Genomic DNA, 14,267 nt, shown 5'->3' with positions numbered 1-14,267 from the left:
TTGTTTCTATAGCCTCTATAAACTGGTTAATATGTCTATACCTATCTGGTGGATAGATTAGTTACTATATTGACATAATCTTAGATTTCGGTTAGTCTATTTTAACAGTAAAGGGGAGTAGCTGAAGCAGCGGCTATCGTCAACACGGCAACAAAGCCCGGTACCGCTGGTTAGAAAAAAATCTGACAAGCAAGACCTTTACCACGAATAGAGTCTCGAGGTAGAGGTCTTTTTTATTGAGGCGAATTGGGTGAAAAAACTTTATAAAGGCATTCACAAATTTCAGGAGTCATATTTCAAGAAAGAAGAGGATTTCTTTAAGAGAATTTCCAAAGGGCAGACTCCAGAGGTGCTTTTTATAACCTGTTCTGATTCACGGGTGGATCCCAACCTGGTTACCCAGAGCAAACCAGGTGAACTTTTCATCGTAAGGAATGTCGGCAACATCATTCCCCCTTACGATGCGATAAAGGACAAAAACAGTGTTGCAGCAGCAATTGAGTTTGCGGTCCTCGATTTGAAGGTAAAGGATATTATTGTCTGCGGGCACTCAAATTGTGGCGCAATGCAGGCCATTTTCAAGGACGAGAAAGAATTTGACAAAATGCCCCATCTCAGGGATTGGTTGAGGCTGGCGCTGCCTGTAAAAAAGATGATCGAAAAATATTGTCCCAACGCCCATGGCGAATCCCGACAGAGGATTGCGGAGGAAGAAAATATCCTTGCCCAATTGCAGAATATTCAGACCTATCCTTTTGTGGTACAGGCATTGAAGAAAGGAAAATCTATCTCCACGGCTGGTATTATAATATCGAAACAGGCAGGATATGCGCTTATAATCCAAAGAAGGATATGTTTGAGGAGATTGTGTATGGAAAAAATTCTTGAAAAAAGTAGAAACTTAATTTTAATTGCTGTCGTCTCCTCATTGGCGGCATCCATTGCAGCCTTTCTCTGGGGTGCAGCAAAAACTGCTACCATCATTCTGAATCTCGTTGTTAGCTATGGCAAAGACCCGTTGGCTGCAATAGCACTGATAGAGCTTATGGATACCTTCCTCATTGCTACAGCCCTCTTTATCTTTGCTGTCGGCATGTATGAGCTTTTCATAAAGGATATAAACCTCCCTGAATGGCTCGTGATACACAATCTTCACGACCTCAAGGCAAAGCTCGGCAGTGTTATCATTCTTGTCATGGCAGTTACATTTTTAAAGCATCTCGTTGAATGGAGAGACCCGCAGGGAACTCTTTTTTACGGTATTGCAATAGCAGTTGTCTCTGCATCTCTCATAGCATTCAGCCATTTTGGCGGGAAAGACTAAAATATAGGAGGCAAAAAGTATGATATGCCCAAGGTGTAAGAGCGAATTAATTGAAACGGCGAAGCATGGAGTGGTTATTGACCACTGCAATTCCTGCGGCGGTATCTGGCTTGACAAAGGAGAAATGGCTAAAATCATAAGCCAGATAAAACAGGCAGAGGTCTCGCTTGATGAAGAGTTTAAGCCGCTCTGGAAAGAAAAGCATGAATATTACGATAAATACAGGCATAAAAAGAAATCCAAGTTCGAAAAAATATTCGATATCTTTGACTGATCGAATATGAAATCAGTTGTATCTAAAACCATCAGGCAGGTAAAAAAACTGACGATAGCGGTAATTGGTTTTACCATTCTATTGATCGGGCTTGCAATGGTTGTATTGCCCGGGCCTGCTTTCATTGTAATACCCGTTGGATTGGGAATCCTTGCCACCGAATTTGTATGGGCAAGGAATTTGCTTAAAAAAGTAAAAACTAAGTTTCAAAATTTAAAGGGAGGAAGCTTAAATGGATGAAAGAGATGTTTACAGGGCTAAGGAGGCAATGCAGTCTGCAATGAAGAAGGGACCTATGAGGCTGGCGCTGATTATTGGAGCAATCCTGGTGTTTTTTCTGTTTTTGAATCCGTGGGTTCAGCTTGGGGCAGGTGAAAGAGGTGTTGTCCTTAATTTTGGCGCTGTTCAGAAGAATGTGCTTGGAGAAGGACTGCATTTCAGGGTACCTGTAGTGCAGAAGGTTGTCCCGATGGATGTCAAGGTTCAGAAATCTTTAACAAAGTCCGCTGCTTCATCGTCAGACCTTCAGGAAGTGAGCTCAGAGGTTACGCTTAACTATCATATAATTCCAGATAAGGCAAATATCGTCTATCAGTCTATCGGCATACACTTTAAAGAGCGAATCATAGACCCAGCAGTGCAGGAGGTGGTAAAGGCTGTGACAGCCAGATATTCAGCAGAAGAGCTTATCACAAAAAGGCCGGCAGTAAGCGAGGCAATGAAATCAAACCTTACTGAAAGGTTCATGGCGCATAACATAGCAGTTGATGCATTCTCTATCGTCGATTTTAGTTTCTCCAAGATTTTTACTGAAGCCATTGAGTCAAAGCAGACAGCAGAACAACACGCTCAAAAAGCAAAACGTGACCTTGAGAGGATAAAGATAGAGGCAGAACAGAAGATTACAGCAGCAAAGGCAGAGGCAGAGTCCTTGAGGCTGCAGAGAGCAAATATTTCACTGGATCTTATAGAGCTTAGAAAGGTAGAGGCCAATCTCAAGGCTATAGATAAATGGAATGGGATACTCCCCCAGGTTACCGGTGGTGGGGTTGTACCATTTATCGGTGTAGGTGAGATGCCGGTTTTTAAATCTACCCTTGATTCTCCATATGGGTTGTACCATTTATCGGTGTAGGTGAGATACAGAAGAAGATAAACAAATAATCATAAAAAGGCAGAGATCCCATTGGTTAGATATATCTTACTGCTCATCATTGCAGGCATTGCAGGCGGCATTATAGCCAGAAGAAAGGGGCGCAGTCCGATATTGTGGTTTATACTATGCGCTCTTTTCCCATTGCTTATTATTGTTATTGCAGTGCTTCCACCCATGGTATCTAAAGGATATATCAAGAAGTGTGTCTACTGTGCAGAGCTTATTAAAGAGGATGCAATAGTTTGCAAGCATTGTGGCAGAGAGCAACCCATAGAGATGATCAAGGTTCAAAACAAAATGTGACTGGGAATCCTTGCCACTGAATTTGTCTGGGCAAGGAATTTATTAAATAAAGATAAAAAATAAATTACAGAGAGCAAAAGGAGGAAATAGTTATGGTAAGAAAACCGAGTGAACTGGAAGAAGAGTACATAGCAAGGATGGAGTATGAAAAAAGAAAGAAACTCGAAGAGGAAAAACACAAGAAGCTTGCTGAGGAGGAAAAGAGGAAATTGAAAGAGCTCCATTATATGAGATGTCCTAAATGCGGCATGGAGTTGATAGAAATCGATTACAAGGGGATAAAGGTGGATAAGTGTTCCGAATGCGAGGGCATATGGCTTGACGCAGGAGAGTTAGAAGCAGTCTCAAAACTTGAAAAGACAGGACTTGATAAGCTCTTTAGTGTATTTAAGAAGTAGATTGCGGCAGGGCAGACATGCTGACTGTCTGCCCTCTCATCAGTTGTTATTTATGCATTACTGAGCGGGCATTTGAAATTGTCTGAATTCATTAAAAGGAGTGTTTATGCGCTGGCATCAGAAGGAAATACATGAAGTTGTTGGAGATTTAAGGACATCCCTTCAAGGCTTGTCTTCGGAGGATGCACGGAAGCGGTTTGAAGAGTACGGCCCCAATGAATTAAAAGAGAAAAAGAAAAAGACACCTTTCATGATGTTCCTTGACCAGTTCAAGGACTTCATGATCCTTGTCCTCATAGCTGCCGCTGTCATATCAGGGATTGTTGGGGACCCTGAAGATACGATCGCGATAATAGTTATAGTGTTGCTTAATGCAGTGATCGGCTTTGTGCAGGAATACAGGGCTGAAAAGGCCATGTCAGCGCTCAAGAAGATGTCTGCACCGTTTGCTACTGTTATAAGAGAAGGGATGCCTTCGAACATTCCTGCTTCTGAACTCGTGCCGGGAGACGTAGTTATGCTTGAGGCAGGGAAGGTGGTGCCTGCCGACATGAGGCTCTCTGAGGCTGCACAGCTCAGGATAGAGGAAGCAGCGCTTACCGGGGAGTCTGTGCCTGTGGAGAAGCATTTCAAGTCTTTGCATGACGAGTCGTTGCCGCTTGGCGACAGGAAGAACATGGCATACAAGGGTACATTTGTCACATCTGGCCGGGGCACGGGAATTGTTATAGCAACCGGCATGGACACCGAACTCGGCAGGATAGCAACCATGCTTCAGGAAGAAAAAGAGGTGAAGACGCCTCTTCAGAAAAGACTTGCTGCTTTTGGTCAGAAGCTCGCCATTGCAGTAATTGCAATATGCGTTGTTGTCTTTACCTTCGGTGTCATGAGAGGAGAAGAACCGCTCCTGATGCTGCTTACAGCCATCTCCCTTGCTGTTGCGGCGATTCCCGAGGCTCTCCCTGCCGTTATAACCATATCACTTGCTCTCGGCGCAAAGAAGATGGTCAGGCAGAATGCATTGATACGGAAACTGCCTGCCGTAGAGACACTCGGCTCAGTCACATATATCTGCTCTGACAAGACGGGCACCCTTACTTTGAACAAAATGACGGTGGAAGCTGTGTATGTCGACAGCAGCTTATTGAGGAGTGGGGAGTTAGGAGTTAGGAGCCGGGAAGAAAAATCCGAAGCTTCACACTTCACTCCTCGAACATTGCTTATGACAGCGCTTGCAATAAGCAATGATGCGCAGATAGATGCCAGTGGAAGCATAATAGGCGACCCAACAGAAATAGCATTGTATAACATCGCAAAAGACTGCGGTTTTGCTAAAGAGATTCTCGAAAAGGAATTAGTGCGGGTTGCGGAAATCCCCTTTGATTCTGACAGAAAGCTGATGACGACTTTCCATAAGATGCAAGACACAGGATACAGGATACAGGATGATAAAAATCGGGCATCTTATATTTCGTTCACAAAGGGCGCAATCGAATCACTTATAGAGAAATCAGAAAATATACTCACATCCGGGGGGTTAGCCCCTATCGATATGAAAGAGATGCACAGGGTGAGCGAAAAGATGGCATCCGAGGGCCTCAGGGTTTTATGCATTGCCATGAGACAATGGGATTCTGTGCCGGAAGATCTCTCCTCTGAAAACACAGAAACAGGTCTTACCATTCTCGGACTGGTCGGCATGATGGACCCGCCGAGGGAAGAGGCTAAAGAGGCTGTTGCGCTCTGCAAGACAGCAGGCATTAAGCCGGTCATGATAACAGGAGACCATCCTCTTACAGCAAGGGCTATAGCAAAGAGGCTCGGCATTCTTGATGATGATGACCATAAATCGATCATTACCGGAAGGGAACTCGAAAAACTGCCTCTTGATGAATTTGAGGAAAGGGTTGGGCATATAAGGGTATACGCAAGGGTGGCTCCTGAACAGAAATTAAAGATAATCAAGGCGCTGCAGGATAAAGGCCAGTTTGTTGCCATGACAGGCGACGGTGTAAATGATGCGCCTGCTTTGAAAAGAGCGGATATAGGCGTAGCCATGGGTATAACCGGAACCGATGTTTCAAAAGAGGCAGCGCATATGATACTCCTTGATGACAACTTCGCCACTATTGTTAAGGCGGTTAAAGAAGGGAGGCGCATATTTGATAATATACGCAAGTTCATTAAATATACCATGACGAGTAATTCAGGCGAAATCTGGACAATATTCCTTGCGCCGTTTTTCGGGCTGCCCATACCCCTTCTGCCGATCCATATATTATGGATAAACCTTGTTACTGACGGACTTCCGGGTCTTGCTCTTGCTGCAGAATCGTCGGAAAAAGGTGTTATGAACAGGCCGCCGAGACACCCGCAGGAAAGCATATTCGCGCATGGTCTGGGCATACATATAATCTGGGTAGGTTTGCTCATGGGTTTTGTATCATTGTTTACCCAGGCATGGTTCATAAAGACAGAAGATGCGCACTGGCAGACAATGGTCTTTACAGTTTTGTGTCTGAGTCAGATGGGGCATGTGCTTGCAATAAGATCTGACACGGAATCTCTTTTTACACAGGGCCTTTTTTCCAACAAGCCGCTTGTAGGGGCTTTCATCCTGACTTTTGCCCTGCAAATGGCAACCATATATGTGCCTTTCTTAAATCCCATATTTAAGACAGAGCCTCTGACATTCAATGAATTGGTGTTTACACTCGTCCTTTCATCTGTGGTATTCTTTGCAGTGGAGATAGAGAAGCTGATAAGGAGGAAAAAGCATGTCTGATATTGTAATGGAAACTAATTTTAAAGATGTAAAACTTGTCAGGCGCGGGAAGGTGAGGGATGTCTATGAGGTTGATGATTATCTTTTGATTGTAGCCACGGACAGGGTTTCTGCCTTTGATGTTGTGCTGCCAAACGGCATTCCTGACAAGGGTAAAGTCTTAACTCAAATATCCATTTACTGGTTTAACCAGATGAAAGATATAATTGAAAACCACATTGTTGCAACTGATGTAAAAGACTACCCTCAAATACTTCATAAATATAAAGACATGCTCGAAGGCAGGAGCATGTTTGTCAGAAAGGCAAAGCCCATGCCTGTGGAATGCATTGTGAGGGGCTATCTTTCAGGCTCGGGATGGAAAGAGTATAAAGAGAAGGGAACGGTCTGCGGCATAAAACTCCCTGAAGGTCTTGTTGAATCGTCGAGGCTCGATGAGCCTATATTTACGCCGAGCACAAAGGCAGAAGAGGGGCATGACATAAATATAAGTTTTGATGAGATGAAAAAGATAGTTGGAGATGATATTGGAGAAAAGTTAAAGGATACCAGCCTTAAAGTTTACAGAAAAGGTAGGGAGCTGGCAGAAAAGAAAGGTATCATTATTGCCGATACAAAGATGGAGTTTGGAATATATGAGAGTAAATTGATTTTGATCGATGAGTTACTTACACCAGATTCATCACGCTTCTGGTCAATAAAGGATTATCAGCCCGGAAAAGGACAGGACAGCTTTGACAAGCAGATTGTGCGCGATTATCTCCTCACGCTGGATTGGAATCAGGCCTATCCCGGACCAAGGCTTCCTGAAGATATTGTGCAGAAAACAGCGGCAAGATACAGGGAGATACTGGAGATACTGACGAGATAGGATGAACAATTTCCAAAAATTGCTCGACATAATGTCAGCCCTTCGTTCCGAGAACGGATGCCCGTGGGATAAGGAGCAGACGAGGGAATCCTTAAAGCCTTTTTTGATAGAAGAGACTTACGAAGTGCTTGAGGCGCTTGATGAAGATGATCCCGAAAAGATAAAGGAAGAGCTTGGAGACCTCTTATTTCAGATTGTTTTTCACTGCCAGATGGCAAGGGAGAGGGGCGAGTTTGATATAGATGATGTGATTAAAAAAATTAGCGATAAGATGATAGCGAGACATCCACATGTTTTTGGCGAGGAAAAATTCGAGACATCCGAAGAAGTTTTAAGGCAGTGGGAAGAAAGGAAAAGGGAAGAAGGAAAGCTCAGGGAATCAATCCTCGAAGGCATTCCCAAGGAACTTCCCTCCCTTCTCAGGGCGCAGAGGCTTCAGGCGAGGGCAGCTAAAGTAGGATTTGACTGGAATCGTGTGGAAGATGTGATGGAAAAGCTGGATGAAGAATTGAAAGAGTTCGGAGCAGCTTTGAAAAGCAAGAGCCAGAAAGAGATAGAGGATGAGCTTGGAGATGTGTTCTTTGTCCTTGTGAATGTTTCAAGGTTTGTCGGGGTTAATCCTGAAGATGCCTTGAGAAAGACGATCAGCAAGTTCATCTCCCGCTTCCGTTATATTGAGATGAAAGCAGCGGATGCCGGCAAAAGCCTGTCGGACATGACCTTGGAAGAAATGGATGCATTGTGGGACGAGGCAAAAAAAACAGTAATTTCCCCTTTGACATTTTGAATTGCCTCATGTTATAAAATCGCATCCCAACGCTTTGTCAAGGGATTCAGCAAGCCTGCTTTGCAGGTAAAAAAAGGAGGTTTTAGTAGTATGGCTTTTGAAGGAAAAGTTAAGTGGTTCAACGAATCCAAGGGTTTTGGCTTTATCCAGCAGGATAACGGAGCGGATGTCTTTGTGCATTACTCTTCAATTGCAGGTAATGGTTTCAAGACATTAGCCGAAGGTCAGAGAGTTAAGTTCGACATCGTTGAAGGCGACCGCGGACCAAAGGCTACAAACGTAGTAAAAATCTAACCAGATCAGGGCCCGTCATCGGGCCCTTTCAATACCTCTCAAGAAATTAAACCCAAAATTATGTACGTATTGCTTCATATGGCAGCAGGTGTGCATCAAAGACTTTACAAAGTCGTTGTTCTTTGTACATACCAGAAGACTATTAACGCCTTTACCTAAATAGAGAGCAATGTAGTAGGTGACGGATTCAAGAGTACGTTTTATAATGTTCCAAAAGTGTAAAGTCTTTTCAGCACACCTGCTGCCATACATTGCTCAATTCAGGTTAAAGTTTCTAAGCCGTGCCTGACATGCATAAAATCGCCTTATATTAAGTTGTATATTCCTTGCCTTTTCTTGTATCTTAATAAATTATGCGTTTGCCGGAATGGATTAAAACAAAGGCATCAGGGCTTCATGGCACAAAGACCCTTTTGAGGAGCCACGGTCTCTCCACGGTATGCGAAGAGGCGAGGTGTCCAAACAAAGGGCATTGTTTCTCAAAGCCCACTGCGACATTCATGATACTGGGAGATCATTGCACAAGGGACTGCGGTTTCTGCTCCGTGAAGTCTGGCAATCCAGCATTTGTGGATGCTGAAGAGCCTGAAAGGGTTGCAGAGGCTGCGTATGAGATGGGGCTAAGATATGTTGTTATTACATCTGTTACAAGGGATGATCTGCCTGATGGAGGGGCACTGCAGTTTGCGGAAACCGTTAGAGCCGTAAAGAACAAACTCCCTGATACAAAGGTGGAAGTGCTTACTCCTGATTTTAAAGGAGATGTGAACTCTTTGAAAACTGTACTTGATGCAGGGCCTGATGTATTCAACCATAATGTGGAGACAGTAAAAAGGCTCTATGATGTAGTGAGACCGCAGGCAGATTATGAGTGTTCATTGGACGTCCTGAAAAATGCCAAAAGCATAGCCCCTGAAATCAAGACAAAATCAGGACTGATGCTCGGACTTGGCGAAACCATGAATGAGGTTATAGAGCTGTTTAATGACCTGAGAAGGGCAGGATGTGATTTCTTGACGATAGGGCAGTATCTAAGACCTTCAAAAAAGAATCTGCCTGTTGTAGAATACATAAGACCGGAAGTGTTTGAAGAGTTAAAGGAAGCAGCCCTCGAAATGGGGTTCGAATTTGTCGCAGCAGGACCGCTGGTGAGAAGCTCGATGAATGCAGAGGATATGTATAGGAGGAATAATGTTTGAGTTTAACAGGATTAAGAGACTGCCGCCTTATGTGTTTGCTATTGTCAATACATTGAAGATGGAATACAGGAGAAAGGGCGAGGACATTATCGACCTTGGCATGGGCAATCCAGATATGCCTGCACCAAAGCATGTTATTGATAAGCTTTGCGAGGCTGCCCATAATCCGAGGAACCACAGGTATTCTGCGTCAAAGGGAATAACCCAGTTGAGGGTGGCGATTACCGAATGGTACAAAAGGAGATATGATGTTGATTTAGACCCGGAGACTGAGGCTGTTGTCACCATAGGCTCAAAGGAAGGGCTTTCTCACCTTGCCCTTGCCACTGTTCAGCCGGGCGATGTTGTCATGACGCCGACACCTGCTTATCCGATACATCCATACAGCGTGATAATCGCAGGAGGCGAGATCAGCAGTATCCCGATAGGACCCGGGATGGACTTCTTTGAAGAGATGGAGAAGACATTTAAAAAGACATGGCCGAGACCGAAGATGCTGATAATCAACTTCCCTCACAATCCTACAACGCAGGTTGTGGAAGGACTCGACTTCTTCAAGAAGGTTGTGGATTTTGCAAAGGAAAATAACATCATCGTCATTCATGATTTTGCGTATGCAGACCTTGTTTTCGATGATTATAAGGCTCCGAGCTTTCTTCAGGTTCCTGGCGCAAAGGATGTGGGTGTTGAATTCTTCTCTTTGACAAAGAGTTATTCTATGGCAGGATGGAGGGTAGGTTTCTGCTGCGGCAATAAGGATGTTGTCGGCGCCCTTATAAAGATAAAGAGTTATCTCGATTACGGTATGTTTCAGCCGATACAGATTGCGAGCATTGTAGCTTTAAGAGGGCCGCAGGACTGTGTTGAGGAATACAGAAGGATCTATGAATCACGCAGGAATGTCCTGATAAAGGGACTGAACAATGCAGGATGGAGGGTGGAGTCTCCAAAGGCAACAATGTTTGTCTGGGCAGAGATACCGGAGTCGTTTAAAAAGATGGGCTCCCTTGAGTTCTGCAAATATCTTATTACAGAGGCAAAGGTCGCTGTGTCTCCGGGTATCGGCTTTGGCGAGGGCGGAGACAATTATGTGCGGTTTGCCCTTGTGGAAAACGAGCACAGGATAAAACAGGCTGTTGCTGGAATAAAAAAGGTGCTTAATAGAGGTTAGCGATGGCAAGAGATAAGATTTCTGTCGGCATAATAGGCTTTGGAACAGTAGGCACGGGCACAGCGAGGATACTGCTCGAAAACAGCAATCTTATTAAAAAAAGGACAGGAGTAGAGTTTATCCTTAAAAGGATTGCAGACCTCGATATAAAAAAGGACAGGGGTATAAAGATTCCCGAAGGTGTACTTACTACAGATGCCAATGCCATCATCAATGATCCTGATATAGACATAGTTGTTGAGCTTATGGGAGGGATCCGTCCTGCAAAGGACTTCATGCTTCAGGCAATAAAAAACAAGAAACATGTTGTTACCGCAAACAAGGCATTGCTTGCAACAGAGGGAAATGAGATATTTGCCGAGGCTGAGAATAACGGAGTTGAAGTTGGATTCGAGGCATCTGTTGCAGGAGGGATACCAATAATAAAGGTCTTAAGAGAAGGGCTTGTTGCAAACAACATAGTTGCTGTTTATGGAATTATTAACGGCACATCCAATTACATACTCACAAAAATGACCGATGAGAAAGTGGAATTCGCTGATGCATTAAAGGAGGCCCAGAGGCTCGGCTATGCAGAGGCTGACCCTACATTCGACATTGAAGGAATAGACAGTGCACACAAACTCACCATACTTTCATCTCTATCTTATGGTATTCCGCTTATGTACGATGAAGTATATAAAGAGGGAATTACAAAGATTACCGCACAGGATATAGAATTCGCATCGGAGCTTGGATATAAAATAAAGCTCCTTGCTATAACAAAGTTATCAGATGGCGGGGTAGAGATGAGGGTTCACCCCACAATGATACCAAATGAGTACCTGATCTCAAAGGTTGACGGAGTGTTCAATGCCGTTTATGTGGAAGGCGATGCTGTAGGCGCAACAATGTATTATGGAAGGGGAGCAGGCGATATGCCGACAGGAAGCGCTGTAGTAGCTGATATAGTTGATATCGGGAAAAAAATAATCAGAAGTCAGAAGTCAGAAGTCAGAAGTCAGAAAGAGAGTTCTGAATTCAAAATTAAGAAGATGGAAGATGTGGAGAGCATGTATTATTTCAGGTTTTCTGCGCTGGACAAGCCGGGCGTTCTTTCGAAAATATCCGGTATACTCGGCAATTACAATATAAGCATTGCGTCTGTGATCCAGAAGGGCAGGAGGATAGGCGGCTCTGTCCCCCTTGTTGTGCTTACGCATGGTGCAAGGGAGAAGGATGTGTTGAATGCAATAAGGGAAATAGACAATCTGCCAGTTGTTTCTGATAAGACTTTGTTTATAAGAGTAGAGGGGAAAGAAGAATAATGAGAGGCAACACATGGAAGATATCAAGATTGACAAAAAGATAAATATCAAGGGGCTGATATGCCCGTATACATTTGTTAAGTCAAAGATCGCCATTGAAGGTATGGAAGTTGGAGAGGTGCTCGAGATACTCCTTGATTATGAAGAGGCATCGAGGAGCATACCAAAGTCCATGGAAGACCACGGGCATAAGGTATTGAAGGTAGAGAAGATAAATGATACAGACTGGACAATAGTGGTAAGGAAAGAAAAGGAATAGGGAGGAAGTCACTATGGAATTTACAGAAGACCAGTTGCAGAGATACAGCCGCCATATAATACTGCCCGAGGTCGGCGGCAAAGGGCAGAAGAAGATACTTAATGCAAAAGTATTTATTGTCGGCGCAGGAGGACTTGGATGCCCTGTCGGGTATTATCTCGCTGCTGCAGGTGTGGGGACTATTGGAATGATAGACAATGATACCGTTGAATTGAGCAACCTCCAGAGGCAGATAGCACATAACACGAAGAAGATAGGTGTTCATAAGGTTGATTCTGCAAAGGAGACATTTGAGTCATTAAATCCCGATGTTAAGGTGATAGGCATAAAGGACCGGATTTCAAAGGATAACATCAAGGATTTGATAAAGGACTACGACATTGTTGTTGACGGAAGCGATAATTTCCCGACAAGGTATCTTGTAAATGATGCATGCGTGATGCTCAAAAAGCCTCTTGTCAGTGGCGCAATATTAAGATTTGAAGGTCAGGTTACAACAATCCTTCCTGGAGAAGGCCACTGCTACAGATGCCTTTTTGAAGAGATGCCGCCTCCGGGCCTTGTTCCTTCTTGTCAGGAAGCTGGAGTCTTAGGTGCAATAACAGGCGTTGTAGGAGCCCTTCAGGCCACGGAGGTTTTGAAGCTGATACTCGGAAAGGGAGATATCTTGAAAAACACGCTTCTGATATACGATGCTTTGAAGGTGAATTTCAGGCGTGTGAAAGTGCCGAAGAATTCTGACTGTCCTGTATGCAGCGAAAATCCGACTATCACTGAACTGCAGGACTATGATGCAGGGTATTGCAGGATATAGATCAGCCAAGAGCGGCATATGACGTGGTGAAAATTACTGTATTTTTTTCTTGGATGCAGATGCCTTTAAATAGTTTAGGATTGAATTGCGTCTGAATGAAGAAATTCCATTCCCTCTTCATATATAGACGACCTCTTTCAGTATGCCTTTCTTGGTTTCAGGACGAATTCCACTGCGGCAAGTCATAGTCATTAATTTTCCCTTTGAAAATTTTATCGGATGTGCTATATTTTGAGCATGAACCGGGAAATCGGAAATTCATACAGCAGAAAAGAATAAACTACTATAATGCCGGAAATATGCAGATTTTTTGGAATTATCATTAGAATGTTCTTTGATGAGCATGACCCGCCGCATTTCCATGCTGAGTATCAGGGCAGCAAAGCGGTTTTTGATTTCAGCGGCAATATGATAAAGGGAAACTTAAATTCAAAAAACAGCGACAAAACTGGTGAGAGAATGGATAGACCTTCGTCTCTCTGAACTCGAAGAGGATTGGGAATTAGCAAGGGCAGGTAAGGAGACAAAGAAGATAGCTCCATTATCATGAGGTGAATTATGTGGAATATGAATGATGTAAAGGAGATTGAATACAAGGAAAAGTATATCTACCGCATTGTTTTTGATGACGGCACGAGCGGCGATGTTGATTTTTCCGAATATATAGGCAAAGGCCCTGTTTTTGAGCCGCTCGGGGATTTAGACTTTTTTAAACGAGCAGTCATTGACGGCGGAACTATTGCGTGGCCAAATGGGGCCGATATAGCGCCTGAGACATTATACGAAAAGATAAAGTGCGAACAGGCCGCTTCTCATGTTGCAGTGTAACTGTAGGGAAAGTGATACTGTCTCACCCGTCGTCATATCAAGTATATATCATTGGTTATTCAAATCGCTATCTTTATGGGTAAAATATTAAAAATCTGTAGTCTATGTAATGCAAAAAGAAAAGAAGTAAAAGAAACGCTATATGGCGCGTTGATGTGTAAAGACTGCCATGCATTGCTCTCACTTTACGGGGTAAAAATTGAAAAAGAAGATATAGATAAAATGGCAGAAGCCTCTCGGGATTATTGGGGAGACTATTTTAAAAAGAGATCAAAACAGGTCGAAGAAGAATATAAAGGGAGAGAACTTATTTCGCCAACAATGGAACGCCTTAATAAAAAGATAGGCTCAGAGGCGTTAAGTATTTTTTAAAAATTATGGATTTTGTCAATTATATTACTTTATTTTTTTAAGTATGAACGTATTTCAATAATTATATTTCTTCACTGCTGTCCAAAATAATCTGAAATCACAAAATCAATCCTTGTAAAATAAGG

The 14,267-nt window shown here is 43.4% G+C and carries 19 protein-coding genes; all 19 read left to right on the top strand.

What is annotated here, in order from left to right; translation table 11 throughout:
• Nucleotides 1–250: 250 nt before the first annotated feature.
• The 19 genes from V7L97_RS08980 (at nt 251) to V7L97_RS08900 (ending at nt 14,142) form a co-directional block, all read left to right on the top strand.
• Entirely contained in the window at nt 251–1,324 is a 1,074-nt protein-coding gene (locus V7L97_RS08980) for a YqhA family protein (RefSeq protein WP_333655209.1), read from the top strand.
• A 19-nt stretch (nt 1,325–1,343) separates the two neighbouring features.
• Complete coding sequence (locus V7L97_RS08975; protein WP_333655208.1) at nt 1,344–1,598, top strand: TFIIB-type zinc ribbon-containing protein; 255 nt, start codon at nt 1,344–1,346, stop codon at nt 1,596–1,598.
• Nucleotides 1,599–1,604: 6 nt separating this feature from the next.
• Nucleotides 1,605–1,838 (top strand): PGPGW domain-containing protein, encoded by a 234-nt coding sequence (locus V7L97_RS08970; RefSeq protein ID WP_333655207.1) that lies wholly within the window; start codon nt 1,605–1,607, stop codon nt 1,836–1,838.
• Nucleotides 1,831–2,733, top strand: coding sequence for a prohibitin family protein (locus tag V7L97_RS08965; protein WP_333655206.1), 903 nt, complete (start codon nt 1,831–1,833; stop codon nt 2,731–2,733). Before V7L97_RS08970 ends, V7L97_RS08965 begins: the two co-directional genes overlap by 8 nt.
• Before the next feature lie 51 nt (nt 2,734–2,784).
• The gene (locus tag V7L97_RS08960) at nt 2,785–3,057 is read left to right on the top strand and encodes a zinc ribbon domain-containing protein (RefSeq protein WP_333655205.1); all 273 of its coding nucleotides are present in this window, start codon (nt 2,785–2,787) and stop codon (nt 3,055–3,057) included.
• Nucleotides 3,058–3,120 carry a PGPGW domain-containing protein gene (locus V7L97_RS13045; protein WP_442891797.1) on the top strand — a complete coding sequence of 21 codons (63 nt, stop codon included), beginning with the start codon at nt 3,058–3,060 and terminating at the stop codon, nt 3,118–3,120.
• A 29-nt stretch (nt 3,121–3,149) separates the two neighbouring features.
• Nucleotides 3,150–3,455, top strand: a complete 306-nt coding sequence (locus tag V7L97_RS08955) for a TFIIB-type zinc ribbon-containing protein (RefSeq protein WP_333655203.1) — start codon at nt 3,150–3,152, stop codon at nt 3,453–3,455.
• 106 nt (nt 3,456–3,561) lie between these two features.
• Nucleotides 3,562–6,240 (top strand): cation-translocating P-type ATPase, encoded by a 2,679-nt coding sequence (locus tag V7L97_RS08950; protein ID WP_333655200.1) that lies wholly within the window; start codon nt 3,562–3,564, stop codon nt 6,238–6,240.
• Nucleotides 6,233–7,111, top strand: coding sequence for a phosphoribosylaminoimidazolesuccinocarboxamide synthase (locus V7L97_RS08945; protein ID WP_333655199.1), 879 nt, complete (start codon nt 6,233–6,235; stop codon nt 7,109–7,111). The genes V7L97_RS08950 and V7L97_RS08945 overlap by 8 nt, the downstream gene beginning before the upstream one ends.
• Before the next feature lies 1 nt (nt 7,112).
• On the top strand, nt 7,113–7,898 hold the full coding sequence (gene mazG / locus V7L97_RS08940) for a nucleoside triphosphate pyrophosphohydrolase (RefSeq protein WP_333655196.1): 786 nt from the start codon (nt 7,113–7,115) through the stop codon (nt 7,896–7,898).
• Between the two features lie 90 nt (nt 7,899–7,988).
• The gene (locus tag V7L97_RS08935) at nt 7,989–8,192 is read left to right on the top strand and encodes a cold-shock protein (protein ID WP_333655195.1); all 204 of its coding nucleotides are present in this window, start codon (nt 7,989–7,991) and stop codon (nt 8,190–8,192) included.
• 353 nt (nt 8,193–8,545) lie between these two features.
• Nucleotides 8,546–9,391 (top strand): lipoyl synthase, encoded by an 846-nt coding sequence (gene lipA, locus V7L97_RS08930; RefSeq protein WP_333655193.1) that lies wholly within the window; start codon nt 8,546–8,548, stop codon nt 9,389–9,391.
• Entirely contained in the window at nt 9,384–10,562 is a 1,179-nt protein-coding gene (gene alaC, locus V7L97_RS08925; protein WP_333655190.1) for an alanine transaminase, read from the top strand. The genes lipA and alaC overlap by 8 nt, the downstream gene beginning before the upstream one ends.
• Before the next feature lie 2 nt (nt 10,563–10,564).
• Entirely contained in the window at nt 10,565–11,869 is a 1,305-nt protein-coding gene (locus tag V7L97_RS08920; protein ID WP_333655188.1) for a homoserine dehydrogenase, read from the top strand.
• Between the two features lie 13 nt (nt 11,870–11,882).
• On the top strand, nt 11,883–12,128 hold the full coding sequence (locus V7L97_RS08915; protein WP_333655186.1) for a sulfurtransferase TusA family protein: 246 nt from the start codon (nt 11,883–11,885) through the stop codon (nt 12,126–12,128).
• A 13-nt stretch (nt 12,129–12,141) separates the two neighbouring features.
• The gene (gene moeB / locus V7L97_RS08910) at nt 12,142–12,942 is read left to right on the top strand and encodes a molybdopterin-synthase adenylyltransferase MoeB (RefSeq protein WP_333655185.1); all 801 of its coding nucleotides are present in this window, start codon (nt 12,142–12,144) and stop codon (nt 12,940–12,942) included.
• Between the two features lie 288 nt (nt 12,943–13,230).
• The gene (locus tag V7L97_RS13040) at nt 13,231–13,425 is read left to right on the top strand and encodes a DUF4160 domain-containing protein (protein ID WP_442891796.1); all 195 of its coding nucleotides are present in this window, start codon (nt 13,231–13,233) and stop codon (nt 13,423–13,425) included.
• A gap of 84 nt (nt 13,426–13,509) precedes the next feature.
• Complete coding sequence (locus V7L97_RS08905) at nt 13,510–13,770, top strand: DUF2442 domain-containing protein (protein ID WP_333655184.1); 261 nt, start codon at nt 13,510–13,512, stop codon at nt 13,768–13,770.
• Nucleotides 13,771–13,845: 75 nt separating this feature from the next.
• Entirely contained in the window at nt 13,846–14,142 is a 297-nt protein-coding gene (locus V7L97_RS08900; protein WP_333655183.1) for a hypothetical protein, read from the top strand.
• Nucleotides 14,143–14,267 lie beyond the last annotated feature (125 nt).

The organism is Dissulfurispira sp. (genome assembly GCF_036745535.1).
Lineage (GTDB): Bacteria > Nitrospirota > Thermodesulfovibrionia > Thermodesulfovibrionales > Dissulfurispiraceae > Dissulfurispira.
The sequence above is the reverse complement of the archived record's forward strand: the minus strand, read 5'-3'. Positions and strand labels throughout refer to the sequence as shown.